13 protein-coding genes are annotated in these 15703 nt (G+C 67.3%); 5 read left to right on the forward strand and 8 right to left on the reverse strand.

Annotated elements, in window-relative coordinates; genetic code table 11:
* Nucleotides 1-767: 767 nt before the first annotated feature.
* The 3 genes from QFZ58_RS01200 to QFZ58_RS01210 all read right to left on the reverse strand — a co-directional run bounded on the left by QFZ58_RS01200 (nt 768) and on the right by QFZ58_RS01210 (nt 4330).
* Nucleotides 768-1103, reverse strand: a complete 336-nt coding sequence (locus QFZ58_RS01200; RefSeq protein WP_307122983.1) for a MerR family transcriptional regulator — start codon at nt 1101-1103, stop codon at nt 768-770.
* Between the two features lie 1308 nt (nt 1104-2411).
* Entirely contained in the window at nt 2412-2849 is a 438-nt protein-coding gene (locus QFZ58_RS01205; protein ID WP_307122984.1) for an SPW repeat protein, read from the reverse strand.
* A 722-nt stretch (nt 2850-3571) separates the two neighbouring features.
* Entirely contained in the window at nt 3572-4330 is a 759-nt protein-coding gene (locus QFZ58_RS01210) for a DeoR/GlpR family DNA-binding transcription regulator (RefSeq protein WP_307128740.1), read from the reverse strand.
* A 49-nt stretch (nt 4331-4379) separates the two neighbouring features.
* Here QFZ58_RS01210 and QFZ58_RS01215 point away from each other — a divergent pair, with 49 nt between their 5' ends.
* Nucleotides 4380-4748: a DUF4406 domain-containing protein gene (locus tag QFZ58_RS01215; protein WP_307122985.1), complete on the forward strand. Its 369-nt coding sequence runs from the start codon at nt 4380-4382 to the stop codon at nt 4746-4748.
* Nucleotides 4745-5539 (forward strand): NUDIX domain-containing protein, encoded by a 795-nt coding sequence (locus QFZ58_RS01220; protein ID WP_307122986.1) that lies wholly within the window; start codon nt 4745-4747, stop codon nt 5537-5539. Before QFZ58_RS01215 ends, QFZ58_RS01220 begins: the two co-directional genes overlap by 4 nt.
* 891 nt (nt 5540-6430) lie before the next feature.
* Here QFZ58_RS01220 and QFZ58_RS01225 read toward each other — a convergent pair.
* Both QFZ58_RS01225 and QFZ58_RS01230 read right to left on the reverse strand, forming a co-directional pair.
* Nucleotides 6431-7555 carry a hypothetical protein gene (locus QFZ58_RS01225; RefSeq protein WP_307122987.1) on the reverse strand — a complete coding sequence of 375 codons (1125 nt, stop codon included), beginning with the start codon at nt 7553-7555 and terminating at the stop codon, nt 6431-6433.
* Nucleotides 7556-7681: 126 nt separating this feature from the next.
* Complete coding sequence (locus QFZ58_RS01230; RefSeq protein ID WP_307122988.1) at nt 7682-8059, reverse strand: hypothetical protein; 378 nt, start codon at nt 8057-8059, stop codon at nt 7682-7684.
* Between the two features lie 749 nt (nt 8060-8808).
* Here QFZ58_RS01230 and QFZ58_RS01235 point away from each other — a divergent pair.
* Complete coding sequence (locus tag QFZ58_RS01235; RefSeq protein WP_307122989.1) at nt 8809-10410, forward strand: hypothetical protein; 1602 nt, start codon at nt 8809-8811, stop codon at nt 10408-10410.
* Nucleotides 10411-10677: 267 nt separating this feature from the next.
* Complete coding sequence (locus QFZ58_RS01240; protein WP_307122990.1) at nt 10678-11364, forward strand: GNAT family N-acetyltransferase; 687 nt, start codon at nt 10678-10680, stop codon at nt 11362-11364.
* Nucleotides 11365-11590: 226 nt separating this feature from the next.
* Here the strand turns inward: QFZ58_RS01240 and QFZ58_RS01245 are convergent, their stop codons facing one another.
* The 3 genes from QFZ58_RS01245 to QFZ58_RS01255 form a co-directional block, all read right to left on the reverse strand.
* Nucleotides 11591-11878 carry a hypothetical protein gene (locus QFZ58_RS01245; protein ID WP_307122991.1) on the reverse strand — a complete coding sequence of 96 codons (288 nt, stop codon included), beginning with the start codon at nt 11876-11878 and terminating at the stop codon, nt 11591-11593.
* 39 nt (nt 11879-11917) lie between these two features.
* Nucleotides 11918-12652 carry a translation initiation factor IF-2 gene (locus QFZ58_RS01250; RefSeq protein ID WP_307122992.1) on the reverse strand — a complete coding sequence of 245 codons (735 nt, stop codon included), beginning with the start codon at nt 12650-12652 and terminating at the stop codon, nt 11918-11920.
* A gap of 251 nt (nt 12653-12903) precedes the next feature.
* The gene (locus tag QFZ58_RS01255) at nt 12904-13137 is read right to left on the reverse strand and encodes a hypothetical protein (RefSeq protein ID WP_307122993.1); all 234 of its coding nucleotides are present in this window, start codon (nt 13135-13137) and stop codon (nt 12904-12906) included.
* A gap of 339 nt (nt 13138-13476) precedes the next feature.
* Here QFZ58_RS01255 and QFZ58_RS01260 point away from each other — a divergent pair, with 339 nt between their 5' ends.
* Nucleotides 13477-15309, forward strand: a complete 1833-nt coding sequence (locus tag QFZ58_RS01260; RefSeq protein WP_307122994.1) for a cholesterol oxidase substrate-binding domain-containing protein — start codon at nt 13477-13479, stop codon at nt 15307-15309.
* The last annotated feature ends 394 nt before the right edge of the window (nt 15310-15703 follow it).

Consider the following 15703-nt stretch of genomic DNA (forward strand, 5'->3'; position numbering starts at 1 on the left):
CCGTCACGCTGACCGGAGGCACTTTCTCCGCTTCACTGGTGGCAAGTACGCCCCGGTATACGCCCTTTGGCGAGCTGAAGGCCACAAGGTCCACGGCGAGCGGGGCGGCAGCTGAGTGTTGATCGAGATCCGCCCGTCAACCCGCCACTGTCAGGGCAGCCTGTGGCTGCCACCCGCTGATCACCCTGTCGGGGTCTGGACCGCAGAACTCTTCGGGGTGAGTCCGGCCGTCGCGGCGGCGGCGAGGTCATGGAACAGGTGGAGGGCGCAAGGCCAAATGTCCATCATCCCGCGGTGCGCTCGTTCTCGCCAGGGGCCGCGGGATGGCGGGGCCCGTCGGGCACCTGCCGCGCCGTTGGCGGTCAAGGCAGAGCCAAAAGCGGCGTCGTACAGCTCAAGCTCGGCGTCCGGGTCGTCCACCAGCAGTCGCCGGGACGCGACGCTGAGCCAGAGAACGAGTCGAGCAACTGCCGGCGTTCGGGATGCGCTGGACGAAAGCGCTGACGTGCTGGTAGCTGTGCGAGCCGAGCGCAATCTCCTGCCCGGCTCTTCGCTGTCCCGCCCGGCTTTCGAGGCCGTGCAGATGAGGAGAAGTCCGCGTCCTTGCGAAGAATCGCCGCGAGCCTGTGGAAAGCGGATTCGTGTGCATCTCGTGGCAGAGCCGCCGCCATGCTCGCTCGAGTGATTGTAGAGGTGAGAGTCGCACACCGGACGACGGATGATCCGGCACGCGGCGCCCACCCCCATGTGGCGGGTGCCGTGTGGTGTCAGGCTGCGGTGGGCGGGATGGAGGAGTAAGTGGCGCGATGCTCGGCGTTGATGCGCTGGGCTTCCTCGAGTTGGTCCTCGAGGATCACGATGCGGCAGGCAGCCTCGATCGGGGTTCCCGCGTCGACGAGTTCCCGGGCCCGGGCCGCGATACGCAACTGGTAGCGGGAGTAGCGGCGGTGTCCGCCTTTTGAACGCAGCGGGGTGATGAGGCGGGCGTCGCCGATGGCGCGCAGGAAGTTCTGGCTGGTGCCGAGGATGTCGGCGGCGCGGCCCATGGTGTAGGCGGGGTAGTCGTCGTCTTCCAGACGGCCGAAGGAATCGTCTGCTGTCATTTCGCCTCTCTGTGAAACACGCTGGAGGGGCCCTGGTGCCGTACCGGCACCAGGGCCCCGAAGGAACTGCTACACCATCTGCCGGCCCTCGTGCTGCGCCGGCCTACTTGATCCGTAGACCCGAACTGAACGGCGTCGGGGGTACGGGGATCGCTGTTGCTCGACCGGAGACCACCTCACTATCGATGTCCTGCGGTACCCGGACTCAGTTCTTCCATCCGGGCGATCCTGATGGCGCCTCGCTCCTCCGTTCTTTCCCTCTGAACCAACTACTTACTACCAGTACTGCGAATTGCTGGAACTGCTCCTACTGCTGCATTGCAGGTAGCGCTGATGTAACGCGCTACTCAGTGGCCTGCGGTAGCGCCACTCTTCGGCAGCCAGCCCCGTTGCCCGTCCTGCATCAGCTCTGGCTTGGAACCCCACTGCCGAACGTCCCGGTACGCGCGCCCCGCAGCCGGCGCCTTTACCGAGGAACCACTTGGTACTGCACTACGGGCACTGGATTTTGCGTGTGGCGGCCCCTGATCACTGCGGGCCACCCGGTCCGGCCGTCAGTCCCGTCGCCATCCTGCACAACCCCGGCTTCGGAACTCCACCACCGCACCGACCTGCGAACTACGCGTACTACTGCCCGGCAGTTCATCCCTGCCGGGCCCTGCTGTCCTTCTGACTACGAGAGAAACCATAACCACACCCCCACTCAATGTCTACTTCATCGGGCATAGATTTTGAGTTGCCTGAGGCGAAGGAAACCTCTGGAGAGCGGACGAGCAGTACGCACAGGCGCTGCCGCGGCCGGCGAAGCCAGTGGGCCCGAAGTTCACGGCAGGTCAACGCACGCTGAGCCGGCGAGTTGCCGCTCTACCTGCACGCCCCTTCCGCAGGCGGGCACGACCGGCCCCACGGGGCTGCCTGCCTGGGGGCGAGCCCGGTCGTGGTGGCGGACGGGGGCGGGCGGCGGCCGTCTGGACCTGCGGGCTGTCCGGGACGGGCGCGCCGAACGAAGTGGTCAGGACGGTCAGGGTCGCGCCGACCAGACGGAGGCCTGAGCCGAGTTTCCGGCGGTGGCGGACTCGGTGCCCGGCACGCGCCCCTGTCCGGGTTCACGGAGACAGAAAATGAGTGACGCCAGATGGAGTCCGGCCTGACAGTGGGCGGCGGCCAGTTCGTCGAACCGGGTGGCATGGCACGGAACTGCTCGAGCCGGTCCGACGTTCGACGACATCGCGGGCCGCGCAGAGATTGCGATCGGGTCGGTGACTGACGCCGGGCCGTCCGCGCCGGGCCCAAGGCGCGGTTGACCTTCTATCTTCGGGTTCGGCGCTCCGCGCGGTGCAGCACAGCTCGCAAGAACATCGACGACGCTGCCAGAGCGAGGAGCACCGCACCCGCAGCGACATCAAAGACGTGAGCGCCGTCGAAAACCTCGGTGTTCTGCAGCGCCAGTAGCCATGGTGAGGCGACGAGCCACGCGCCGGCTAGGAGCATGGTCCAGTCTGACCATTTGCCGGTGTGCCCGCTCAGCCGAGAAATTGCGACCAGGAGCACGAGGATCGCGATGCCCACTTCGCTGCGGTGGATGTCCTTTGCAGCGTCGAGGGTGTCGCCACCGACCCACGGCGCGACGCACAAGGCGATGCCGACAAGAAACATCAGAAAACTGATGATCTGTTCGCGCCATCCATGAAGGAGCACGTGCTGACCTGCTGAGTCAGGAGGTGTGGATACCGCGCCACTGGCCATAGGTTCGCCTCTCCGCACGTTGCACCGAAAGCCCTGAGGGCGGAACTTCTCCGATTATCCGCCCTCAGATACATTCGAGCGATATGGCACGGATGATCTAGTCGTAAGCCCTGTGGGACCAGCCTCGGTGGTCCCGCGGCGGTCTCCTGCCTACGCAGAGGCGCCCCTCACTGCTCCACTGCTCCGTATGCAGCGGGTCAGGAAGCTCCGGAAGGCGAAGACCGCGTTGTCGGCGCACACCGCATCAATGAGGAACACGACGGTCACGAACCGGCCGCAGATCGCGGGACGCGTGGGCGGCAGGTGGGCGGGTCAGTTCGGCGCGTAGGCGGCGGGACGGCTGCGAGGTGCTCACGTGCACAGAGACGTACGAGCTGTCGCCGTTCGACGGTGATCAGTTGCGGCATGCGGTCGGCGAGAGCCTTTGTTGTCTGATGGGTTCGTGCACGTTCGGGTTCCGCCGCACGGAAGGGCGCGATCGCGTGAATGCCGGGTGGGCGCTTCCTTCACGCAGACGAATTCGGTGCGCTCGCGCACGAGGGACTCAACCAGCAACTGACCGGTCGGCGCCGAGCGCGACTGACGCCCAGGCGGCGGGTCGCCTCCGACCGTAACCCCTGGGGTCGATGACAGATCCGGCGGTTCCCGTGGCTTGCTGGGTGGCGGCGGGGTGGAGCCCTGCAACGCCTGCCCGCCAGTAGCGAGCGTTCGGCCCGGCGGTGTCATCCAGCCATCAGGATCTCCACGCCGCGCGCTGTGAGCTGCTCGACGACTGTGTCATGGGGGTCGGCGTCAGTGATCAGTCCGCTGATCTCTTCCCAGGGCATGACGCGGTATCGCGAAGCTGTGCCGATCTTCTCGGAGGAGGCGAGGACGTAGGTGTCCGCCGCGCGTGCGGCCAGGGCACGCTTCATCGCGGCCTCCTCGGCGTCGCCAGTAGTCAGTCCCGCCTCGGGATGCACGCCGGTGACGCCGAGCAGGCACAGGTCGGCGGAGACATTCTGTGCAGCCCCGACCGCAGCGGCCCCGCAGGCGACCGCCGAATGCTTGAAGATCCGGCCACCGAGCAGGAAGAGCTCCACCTGGGGATGGTGGAGCAGGGCGGCGGCGATTGTCGGGCTATGCGTGATCACAGTGCAGGCCAGGGCCTGCGGGAGTGCGCGGGCGACAGCGAGGGCGGTGGTGCCGCCGTCGAGAATGAGCGCGCTCCCCGGCCGCACCAGCCGGGCGGCCACCGAGGCGACCTTCCGCTTGCCGTCCGGGGCCACGGCCTGCCGGGCGGAGTAGTCCACAGTGGCCGGCGAGACGGGAAGCGCCCCGCCGTAGACCCGCTGGCACAATCCCTCGGCTGCGAGGTCGCGCAGGTCCCGCCGCACGCTGTCCTCGGAAATCCCCAACTCGGCGGCGGCGTCCTTGGCAACGATCTTGCCCTCGCGGGCAAGCACGCCCAGCAGGTGGTCACGCCGTTCAGCAGCCAGCATCCGTATTCTCTCCCGTTCATGCATGTTTCTGCATGTATTGTAGCGCCCCATGACCGATGCCGAACCCATGCTCATCCCTATCGCAGGGCCCTACCGCTCCGGCACCGGCAGCCACCCGCAGGCCGCGGCCGCCGACCTCGCCCGCCTAGAAGCGGCAGCGTGGCCCGTCATCGACGCCTGTCACCTCTGGGTCCCTATGTCCGACGTACGCGCAGTCGGCGCCGGCCCAACCGACCCCCTCGCCGACCAGGATCTCCACCAGACCGTCGAGCACCTCGCTCACCGCGAGGCCGTACTACGGCTCCCTGGCGACTGCGCCGGGGACGACCAGGACGTCGCCGCCGCCCGCCGCCGAGCCCTGCCCGTCCACCATGACCTCACACAGATCCCGCCCCGCACCCCGCAGGAGGCCGCATGAATCCCCGCCCGGGCATCGACACCCCCGACCATCGCGGCCGCACCGGCCTCGACCGCGCAGGCCGCGACCTGGACCGCAACCCTGATGTCGTGGTCCGCAACGTCGAGCTCACCTCCCAGGGCTGGCACGTGTTGCGCCGCACCACCTTCGACTACCGCCGCCGCGACGGACGCTGGGTCACCCAGCAGCACGAGACCTACGACCGCGGCAACGGCGCGGTCGTCCTGCCCTACGACGCCGAACGCCGCTGTGTCCTGCTCACCCGCCAATTCCGCTACCCGGCCTACGTCAACGGCCATCCCGACGGCATGCTCATCGAAGCCGCCGCCGGCCTGCTCGACTCGGACGACCCGCCCACGGCCGTCCGGCGTGAAAGTGACGAGGAACTCGGCGTCACGCTGGGCCCGCTCACCCACGTCCTCGATGCCTATATGAGCCCCGGCTCCGTCACCGAGCGCCTCCACTTCTTCGCGGCCCCCTACACTGCGGCTGACCGGACCGGGACCGGCGGCGGACTCGCGGAAGACGGCGAAGACATCGAGGTCTGTGAACTGCCTTTCGACGAAGCCCTCGCCATGACCCGTGACGGACGCATCGCCGATGGCAAGACCATCCTGCTCCTGCAGTGGGCGGCCCTGGACGGGCCCCTCGCCGCCGCAGCGGACGGGAGCAGGGGTCAGGAGTTCGAGGCGGGTGACGCGACACCCCGCAGCGGTGGGCCGCTCGCGGCCGCCTCCGCATGTACCTGCACTGTCACGCCTGCTTCAGGGGAGAACGACAGCCGCCCGTGATCTGGCAATCGCCACCATCGAAGACATGGAGCAGAACGCGCAAGGCCTGTCGACCGAAGTGGAACTCGACATCGCTGCGGAAGCCAGGGACCGGCCAGCCCGTGCGCGGCAGGCCTGACGCGCACAATCACACACACGCGGCAGGCGTGACGCACGCGATCACACACCAGCCCGGGCACCATCTGCGCCCGTCCACCCCCGGCACGACTTCCGACAGCGCCCGGCTGACGGCATCCGTTGTCCTGGTCGGACCTGCCCGGCGGCAGCGTGTCCGGGCAGGTCGCACCGTTGGGAGGGGAGCTGACACTGCCGTTCCTGGCTGGGCTCGCCGCCCGGTAGCACCTCGGCGTGCATGACCGGCTCACCGCCGTCGCCGAGACCGACGGCCGGCAGAATCGTGCCGGAACGCTCGGCCCGGACAGCGAAATGCACCGGGCGGTACCCGACCCGCCCAGGTATCGGCCCTACGGCTTCGCGGCCACAGCCTGCAGGCCGAGCCTGCTCACGTTTTCGGCATCGATGAGAAGAGCGTCACCGCTACGCGGCTCAGCACGCGCGCTTCTGTAACGAGCTCCCGAGCAGGCGTCGCAGTGAAACCCACTCGACCTGCTCCGCCCACTGACGAGATCATGGACGCATGCCGTCGACCGAATCAGCAGCCCGCGAACTTCAGGACCGCGCAGTTCTCTGGAGCATGGGCGAGATCCCCGCAACCGGTGTGGTCACCGCTGTCTGTGACGCACTCGTTGCCGGCCTCGACAGTCCTGCTCTGCGGATCCTGGCCGCGTGCACACGCGCGGAACCCACGGGTACACGAACCTGGAGCACACCGATGGGACCGTGAGCGCAGACAGAAGGGCCTTGCAAGGTCAAGGCTCGAGCGAAAGCCCGTTAACCATCCTCCTGCGGTACCGCAGGCACGGACCTACCGTCAGCGGAATCATGAGGTGGCGCCGACTGCGGTGTGCTTGGGCCGCCGCCAACAGCATCGAGGACAGCCTGTCCCTGTCGGTCGACGAGTCGTGTGAAGAGTTGCTGCGAATAGCCGAAGATGATCGCCCACCCAATAATCTGTGCTGATGAATCAAGGGCCGACAGGCCGGGGACGAACGCACCCCGCACCAAGAGCAGTCCGAGTACGGCAGTCAGCGCGCCGGTCGGCAATTTGAGAAGCGCAAGAGCTACGGGCACGTTGTAGGGCATCGCTGTTCCATTAATTCGGCGAAGCGTCACGGCGGCAGCAACCGCAGCGGCCCCTAGCCCGGCAAGTTCGACGACGAGATAGTCCCGCGATTTCGCGACGTCGGCGTAAGCGCTGTCCAGGTCCGCCACCCCGGGGTCGAAGTGGAATACCGAATCATCCCCGGTGGGGCAGACAATGCCGACGTCCATGGGGCCAAAACAGAGAGGTACCACGTCAGGATATCGAGCTCCCAACACCGCAACTACGATCGCAATAGAAGTAAGTGCAGCGAACACGCCGTACACGATGCTGACGAAGCTACGCACGCGAAGCGTCTCCCGAAGCAGTGCTTGGCGGGCGACACCTACTGCATCGATCAGCAACTCTCGTTGCCTGTTGTTCAGGGCGCCCTCCGGGCCAATATGCTGCTCCATCTTCTCGACTTCGGACCGTCGGAGGTCTGTCACGCTGAGGTGTTCACGAACGACGGAGAGCAGCCCAGGCAAAAGTGCTCTCACTTCTACCGAGCTAGCCAATCGCAGCATCAGTGAATGCGCCATGTCGAGATGCGCCTGCGCGACAGCCAAGCTCGACCCAGGAATTCTCCAACTATTCGTACTGTGATTGAGCGCGTCATCGGCCTGGTCCAACTCACCTAGCGCCGCTTCCTTGATTTTTTGCCCAGCAGCACGATCACCGCCTGGATCCACACGAGTAGATACGAGGACACGCATTTCCGCTACTCGGGAGCGAAGCACCTCTCTCAGTTCCCACCGCCCTTTTCCCCAGGCGAGCTTGTATTGACGCGATGGAAAGGATTCGCGATCTTCCATGCCTTGCAATGTAGCCACAAGCGATCAGCAGTAGCTGACGGCACGCCAGAATTGGACTGATTGGCCCACTTTCCCTGCCCATTGCCGCCGACTGCCATGACTGTGCAAAGGTGCGTCCGGGCCGGCTCAGCTCGATGAGTACGACTTGTCGTTCCTGCGTGACCTCCACCAGTGCACGGTCCGCAATTTCGCCACCCTCTCGGAATGGGTACCGGTGTTCGGCGAAGAAGCCCGCGCCGCCACCATCTTCGACCAACTGGTCGGCGTGGTTGTCACCGGCGACGCATGCACACCCAGCGCGACCACGCCGACTACTTCCTTGGCCGCACAGCCCATGCACTTCTGGGTCGGCTTCAGCGGGGGTATCTGGGTGATCGTCGCGGCCTCACCGGGCCAGGATGACCAGTTCAAGGAGGCCGGCTTCACGGGTGAACCGCAGCCATTTTTCCCGCATGCGCACTCGGCAATGAGGGTGCCGATCAGGGCCGGCCAGGAGATCAGCACGTGTTCGCGGAGGCGGTGCTCCAGTCGGCGGAGAACCCGGTCGAAATGTCAGTTCGAGCCGTCATGCCGCGGAACCGCACCCCAAGGTTTGGCAGATGCGGATGTACCACGCATAGCGGATACTGGGTGACACGCGGCCTCAACTCGGCCGCCTCCGCTGGAGGTTCCGTATCGCGGCCGGCATACGCGGAGGCTCGACTTTTTGGCTCTCTTGCACCGATTGTGGCCTTGATCGGCGACGCGGCGGCATTCGCCAGCAGGCAACGCCACTTACGACGTGCTCAGCGATGCTGGAACCATGAACCTCTACGTCGAAAACCATGCGGGTGAACGACTCGTATGCATGTCGAACGACGAGGGGGTTTCATAACCCAACAACGATGGCATGGAGTGATTTTTCCTCTCAATAACTCATTGAGAGGAACCAACTTCGCATCAGCGGGCGTCACAATCGCGGGATCTGAAGTGGATCTCGGCCGCTGGCTGAAGTGCGCTTACCAGAGCAGCCTCCGCCTTTTCTTCTTCGGCGGCCTAGTCGACACCGGGTGTGATTCGGAATTCCTTCATAAAAGGCCCCCTAGCCGGACACCGTCACCACCTATGTGGCTTCGGACATGCGGGACCCGATCCGCATCGAACAGGCACTGTAATGCGAGTGCTTCCTTCCACAGGTCCTGCAGTACTGAAGCACGCCGCCAATCGCTTCAGAGGTATCGCGGCGTCGATCGAACTAGATAGGGTGAATGGCCATGATCTACGACCTGCTCGCTGGCAGTTGGACCTACCGCAGCTTCATCAATCGACCCGACCCCCTACCCGACCTCGACCCCGATCACATCGTGAAGGACGACGTCGACAAGTGGTCCCGCTACCTCTTCGGCCAGGGAGTGATGACGTTTCACCCAACGGCTACGGGCGGACTCACAGGGCTGTTCGAGATGGGCACCGACGAAAGTCCGCTCGATATGCACCTGAATGGCAAGATCGAGGATCGCGACGAAGCCACCTGGATCAAGTGGAACGCCCATGGCGTGCCCGAAACGCCGAGCGACGGTTGGTTGTACGAGTACGACGGGCACTACACCGCCAAGTGGCCGAACGGTCGCCGACAGATCGATGCGATCGTCGGCTCGGTCGTGCGCAGCCAGCCGCACGACGACCTCGCACCGAACCAGACGTTCGATCGTGCGGTCCGGGCCGGCAGCGTCGCCTCGTTCATCATGGTGCGCCCTGCGTTCGTCGAGGCGCGCGAGGCGGTCCCGCTTCCGCCCGAGATGCTCGAAGTGGTCGGTTCGCGGTCCCATCGCCTGCACCACGCGATCTGGCACGGGCTGCGGGACAACTGGGTCAACCCGGGCGACGGTGACATCTCGGACAGCGACAAGGTGGAGATCACCGAGCTCGGTTGGGCCCCTCCTCACCCCAACCAAGTCCCCACGCGCGGCACCGTCGACCTGCGCGAGCCGGACAACGGCGCCGGTGAGGATTTTCTCTACATGCATCGCCAGATGATCCAGAAGGTCCGCGAGCTGCTGAGCGGACACGGCCTGCCCATGATCCAGGCATGGACGTCCATTCCCTCCCCGAGCCGGCAGTCACGGAATCGCGACGGATTTTCAGTGCCGCAGGCCTGGGACCAGGGGCAGGGTGATGCCGCCTTCAAGGGGCTGGCGACCATCAAGAGCGATGAGTACTGGCAATCACGGATGACGTTCCTTCAGCGACAATTCAAGGATGCGGAATACCTAGCGACACTGTCCCTCGACCAGCTCGGCGCGAAGATCGAATGGTTGATCCACAATCTGATGCATATCCGGTGGTGCTCGCTTCCGACGGAGCCCGAAAATCCGCTCACGCCGCTGCCGGGCGGCCGGCCGCTCACCGATACGTCCGACAAGTGGATCAAGGCGACACGCAGCGGTAAGCCGTTCCACTACGACGATCTCAACGACACGTTCTCGTCACACGTGCACCCCGTCTTCTGGCTCCTGCACGGCTGGGTCGATGACCGCGTCGAGGATTGGTTCGCGGCTCACGCCGCCGCGCATCCGGGACAGGTCACTCGAAAGACCGTGGGAACCACCTCGTGGTTCGCCGAGGGGCCATGGGTCAGCGTCGAGACACCGTGGGTGGGGCCAGCCATCGCGGGGCATGGGCCGGGTGGCCACGCCGGGGATCACGAAGACGGAGGGGAGCGTCACTCCGGACACGATGTCGCCGTCATGCAACGGGTTTACGACCTGATCTTCAAGCCCGCCACGACGACAGCGGTCGCGGAGTCGGGAACGATGGCACAGCGCAGCGTCCAGTTCACGGGCAAACTCTTCGGAGGGGGAGTCTCGCATGGATAGTGGTACCCCTGAGGCCGCCGACATGGGCGCGGTCATGATCGAGGCGCCGCGGCGCCTCTCCCCTCCCTTGAGACCCGGGGGTCTACCTGCTGGGAGCAGGACTCGTTCCCCGACGCCGCCGGTGCGGCACGCGAGGTCCTCCAAGGCTCACCCCTGGCGACCAACGTGAACTGCAGTGGCAAGGTGAATCAGCTGAGACCGGCCGGCCATGGAGCGCGGCGTCGTTCGGCGGGGACCCACCGGTTGTGGTCATGCTGTAATCGCCGGATGACGAAGATCGAATCAGGGCTGATACGCCGTTGGCTGGACGGCTGGACCGTCGCCCGAGGCCTGCCCGAGGCTGAGCCCCTCGAGCCCGCCGGGGACGGCCTGCGGTCCACGTGCGACCAACCCGGCCGAGAGGTCGAGGTGTTCGCGCTGCGGGCGGACGATGAGCCCGAGTCCGTGGCACGGCTGGCGGCAACCGTAGCAGCCGCGCGGCGGACCACCTGGCTCACTGTGCCTACGCTGCGCCCAACCACAGTCGAAGCCGTCGTCGGTGCCGCCGGACTGGACTTGCTCCACCGGTCCGAGTGGTTCATGACGACCGACCTGACCGAGCACCCGCAGCACGAGCCTGCCGCGCCGTACCAGTGCGAGGTGCGCACGGAAGGGCCCGTCACGATCGTCTCCCTCCATGCCCCCTCGGGAGAGGTGGCAGCGCGCGGCTCCATAGCCGTGGTCGGCGGTGACGCGATCGCCGATCGCATCGAGACGGACCCAGCGCACCGCCGACGCGGCCTGGGCCGCGCCGTGATGAGCGCTCTGGCGGAGGCCGCAGTGTCCCAGGGTGCCCGCACCGGTCTTCTCATTGCCAGCGAGGAAGGCCAGCGCCTCTACTCCTCCCTCGGCTGGCAGCACAGAGCCGACGTCCTGATCGCACGGCGGCCGGAGGATGTCCGGCCTGCGAAGTAGTCGATCAGGCTGTCCTGCCGGGTGGCCTGGTCGCCGAGCCGGACGGAGAAGTCACAGCTGGGAAAGTGAGGTGCCGACTGGGTGAAGACGGCCGCCCGGCCGGTGGCCGAGCTTACTGCCGTCGGCCTGCGCGTACTGCTGGAACTCGCCCAGCGCGGTACCGTCCGGCGCGAAGATCAGGACACTGCCGTCCAGGTGGCCGGGCGGGACCAGCCGCAGACCGGCGTCACGTCCGGGGCCTGCTCGCGACCTTGCTGTCGTCGGTCGCGTCGAGCAGCCGGGCGTGCAGCAGCAGCCGGGGTGGCAGTTGCAGCACGGAGGCCACGTCGGGGACCAGGTGCTCGTCCGGCACCAGCGCCGCGTCGATCCGCACGGGGAAGTGGCCGGCCGCTGAGGGCTGGTGCGGGGAGACTCCGGGGTAGTTCGCCGGGTCGTGCGTGGTCATCACCACGGTCGCCTCGGCCCGCAGCCGGTCGGCGGCCCTCGCGACGGGCGCCGCGTCGTCCGGGTCCACCAGTTGCGGACGGCCTTTCGCCCGAGTCGGGCACCCCGTTCAGTGCGGTGGCGGTAGCGGTTCCAGGGCGTTGCCGACGGTGCAGCCGCCCTCCCCGGGCATCCGCTGAATCCGGGGCGGCACCCACACTGTGGTCGCGCCGGGGCTCACGCGGGCAAGAAGGCAGTCCTGCGCGTCGAAGCCGTTGCCCTTCACCGACAGGAGAACACCGACACGGCCGCCGGCCGCCTTCACCTCTGTGCGGATCGCCGGATGCAGATCGAGGGCAGCGAGCGTACGGCGCACCTCGGCCTCGTCGACCCGGCCGCCCTCCGGCACCCGGGGAAGATTCGCGCGGAGCTCGTCGTACGGCAGCTGGGGCGGTTCGGGTGGCGGGGCGAAGGTCAGCGGAGGGCCGTCCGGGCAGCCCACGTCACGGGGGTCCTCGCGCCACTCCGACTCGGTTGACACCCGCACAGCGAAACAGCGCCGCACGGTGACCTCGTTGACGTCGAGCCATCCGTGGTACGCCGAGCCGGACGTGCGGACGATCAGGTCGATGCCGTCTCCGTCGTGTGTCGAGGCACCCGTCACGCGCAGTACCTCCACCCCGTCGATGCCGGAAGCAGAGCGCCCGACCTCCGCCGCCGTGCGCGGGCGCTGGCCGTAGAGACGCTCGCCCACCTTCGTGGCCACCTGCCGTGCGGCGTCCGTCGCCTCGTCCTCGGAGGACTGCACCACGCCGCAACCGGCGGTGAGCAGCAACAGCGGGGCGAGCAGCAGAAGTCGGCGCATGTGCTCACCCTCTCTGTGCCGCGGGCGGCAGGTCACCGCTCGCGTACTCAGACCGGCGTAGGTGATCGTACTCAGCCGGTGCGGCGATCAGACGTGGGGCCACCTGTCAGGTTCCAGCGGCGGGCGTTCACCTCGATATCGTTCCTCATCCAGGGTCGGCGAGGCCGCGGACCCTCGTCTTGGCGGCGGGCCGAACGTCCCCCGAAGCGGCCGCAGAGAGCAGGGGCCGGCACCACTCGCCGTCTTCGCGGTCACGCTGCAGAAGTCATCTCACGTCGTCTGGCGCGGTCGGCGTGAATATGGGCGCGGGTGAGTACGAGGGGACCGGTCAGGTGGGAGCGGGACAGAACCAGGCGGCCGTCGATCTGGGCCGTATCGGCGGCGAGACCTGGCAGGGTGAAGCCGGTGACGGTCAGGTCTCGGATCTTGGCGCCCTGGAGCAAAGGCACTTCGTCGAAGCGGCACTCGTCCAGGATGATCGGCACCACGATCTCCGGTACGGGCCAACCCAGGACAAGGCCCGAAATGGAACACGAGAAGCTGTGGCTTCCGCTGGCCTTGAGCCTGATGGCTTGTGCCGACCTCCCTCCGGCTGCTCCAACTCGGCTGCTGCCTCATCTGCTTGAGACGACTCCGGGCCTCACTCTCGAACGATCAGGTATAAGGCAGCACCTCCGTGGAGAGTCCGGTTTCGCGGGACATTCACTCGTTCACGTGAATCAATCGAACAAGTGACCGCGAGGTCCTGGTTGAAAGGTAATGTGCGTGCTCGACCGGGCCCGGCAGGACCGGTTGGGAGCGAGTCAGGGGGAGGGGTTGCGGGGATGACGGACGATCTTGCGAACCAGGGCGGTGGGCTGTCGCGACGCAGGTTGCTCGCGTCGTCGGCCGCCGCGGGTGGCGCAGTCTGGCTGCTGCGCGGACTGGTCCGGCCCGGCAGCGCCTACGCGGCGTCGCCACCGCCGCCGGGCTTCCCCGCCGGACTCGACGTCTACCGGCGCGTCTACGAGAACTGGGCCGGCGAGATCCATACCGACCAGTTGTGGACGTGTGCTCCACGCAGCCCTCAGGAGGTGCTCGACGTCGTCAACTGGGCCTACGGCGCCGGCTGGACGGCGCGTGCGCAGGGGCAACGGCATGGCTGGGCCCCTCTCACGGTGGCCGACGGCACACCCGCCGCGACCCGGGTCATTCTGTTGGACACCACCGCACACCTCACCGCCATGTCGCTGGAGCAGCAGGCCGTCGACGGTTCAGCCGTGGTCCGGGTCCAGGCCGGCGCCTCGCTGGAGACGCTGCTCGCATTCGCCGGCGCCGGCGGATACGGGGTCACCTCCGCGCCGGCACCTGGCGACCTTTCGGTCGGCGGCGCACTTGCCATCGGCGCGCACGGCACGGCCACCCCCGCCGTCGGTGAAAGCCCGTCACCCGGCCACGGCTACGGCTCGCTGAGCAACCTGGTCACCGAGCTGACCGCAGTAGTCTGGGACGACGGCGCCGGCAGCTACGTCCTGCGGACCGTCAGCCGAGCCGAGCCCGACTGCGACGCGCTCCTCACCCACGTCGGCCGCTCGCTCGTCACCGAGGCCGTCCTACGGATGGGCACCGACCACAACCTGCGCTGCCAGTCCTTCCTCGACATCCCAGCCACCGAACTGTTCGCCGCCCCCGGTGCTCCGGCGGGCACGCGGACCCTGGCGCGCTTCGTGGACCGCACCGGTCGGGTGGAGGCGATCTGGTTCGCCTTCACCGACAGCCCCTGGCTCAAGACCTGGAGCGTCACCCCCAACAGGCCACTCGCCGCGCGTGCGGTCGCAGAGCCGTACAACTACCCGTTCTCCGACTCCATCCCCGAGCCGGTGGCCCGGCTGGCCGGGGACCTGGTCTCAGGGGCATGGGCGAGCGCGCCGCTCTTCGGGCAGGTCCAGTACCTGCTGGCCAAGGTCGCGTTGACCGGCGACATCACCGACGTCCTGCTCTCGGGAACCCTCGTGAGGGACGTGCTGACCGGCGATGTCCTCACCCATCTGCTGGCAGGCGGCTTGCGCTCGGACCTGTGGGGCGCCTCCCGCAACCTGCTGGAGTACGTGCGGCCCACCACGCTGCGCGAGACCGCCAACGGCTACGCCGTCCTGACCCGCCGCGCCGATCTGCAATGGGTGGTCAGCCAGTTCGCCGACTTCTACCGCACGCTGCTCGCGCAGTACGCGGCACGCGGTGAGTACCCGGTCAACGGCCAGGTGGAGATCCGGGTGACCGGCCTGGAGGACCCGTCAGTGTGCGGTGTCCCCGGCGCGCGGCCACCGCTGCTGTCCGCCCTGCGGCCACGTCCCGACCAGCCGGACGTCGACACCGCCGTGTGGATCGACGTCCTCTCCCTGCCGACCACACCCGCCCTGCACCGCTTCTATCGCGACATCGAGCAATTCCTCCTGACCCTGGACGGGGACCGGGCGACGGTCCGCGTGGAGTGGTCCAAGGGCTGGGCCTACAGCGACACCGCCGCGTGGTCCGACCCGGACGTCCTCACCCGAGCCATCCCCGCCAGCCAGCGCGCCGGGGGCGGTCCGGGCTGGGACGAGGCGGTCGAGATTCTCGACCGCCTCGACCCCCACCACGTCCTGTCCAGCCCGTTCCTCGACACACTGCTGCGCTGAGCCGAGCAGGCAGACACCCCGGCTCCCGGGGCGAGTCATCGTTTCCCGCATGATGACGGCCGCCGGTGCCAGGCCTTTGCACCAGGCAGCCGTCCGGTTGCGCATCGGACGTCGACAACCGGATGTCCGCCCGCCCCGCCACAGCGGTTGGGCGGGCGGGTCGCGGAACTCGGCAGGAGGGGGGTGGTGTCGCCGCTGAGCGCGACACGTCGCCCCATGCTCTCGGTCATGCTCGTCCGCCACATGCGAGCGCCGCTGCCGTACAGTCGGTCCCCCTCACCTCGGCGGTGATCACCGCAGGCGCACACCGACGAGGGTGGCACCGTGACGACGCCCTTGGCCAGGGCCCGTGAGTCCCGCGCGAACACCGACTGTCCCTGAAACTGCCGAGGAC

The sequence above is a fragment of the Streptomyces sp. B1I3 genome (assembly GCF_030816615.1).
GTDB lineage: Bacteria > Actinomycetota > Actinomycetes > Streptomycetales > Streptomycetaceae > Streptomyces.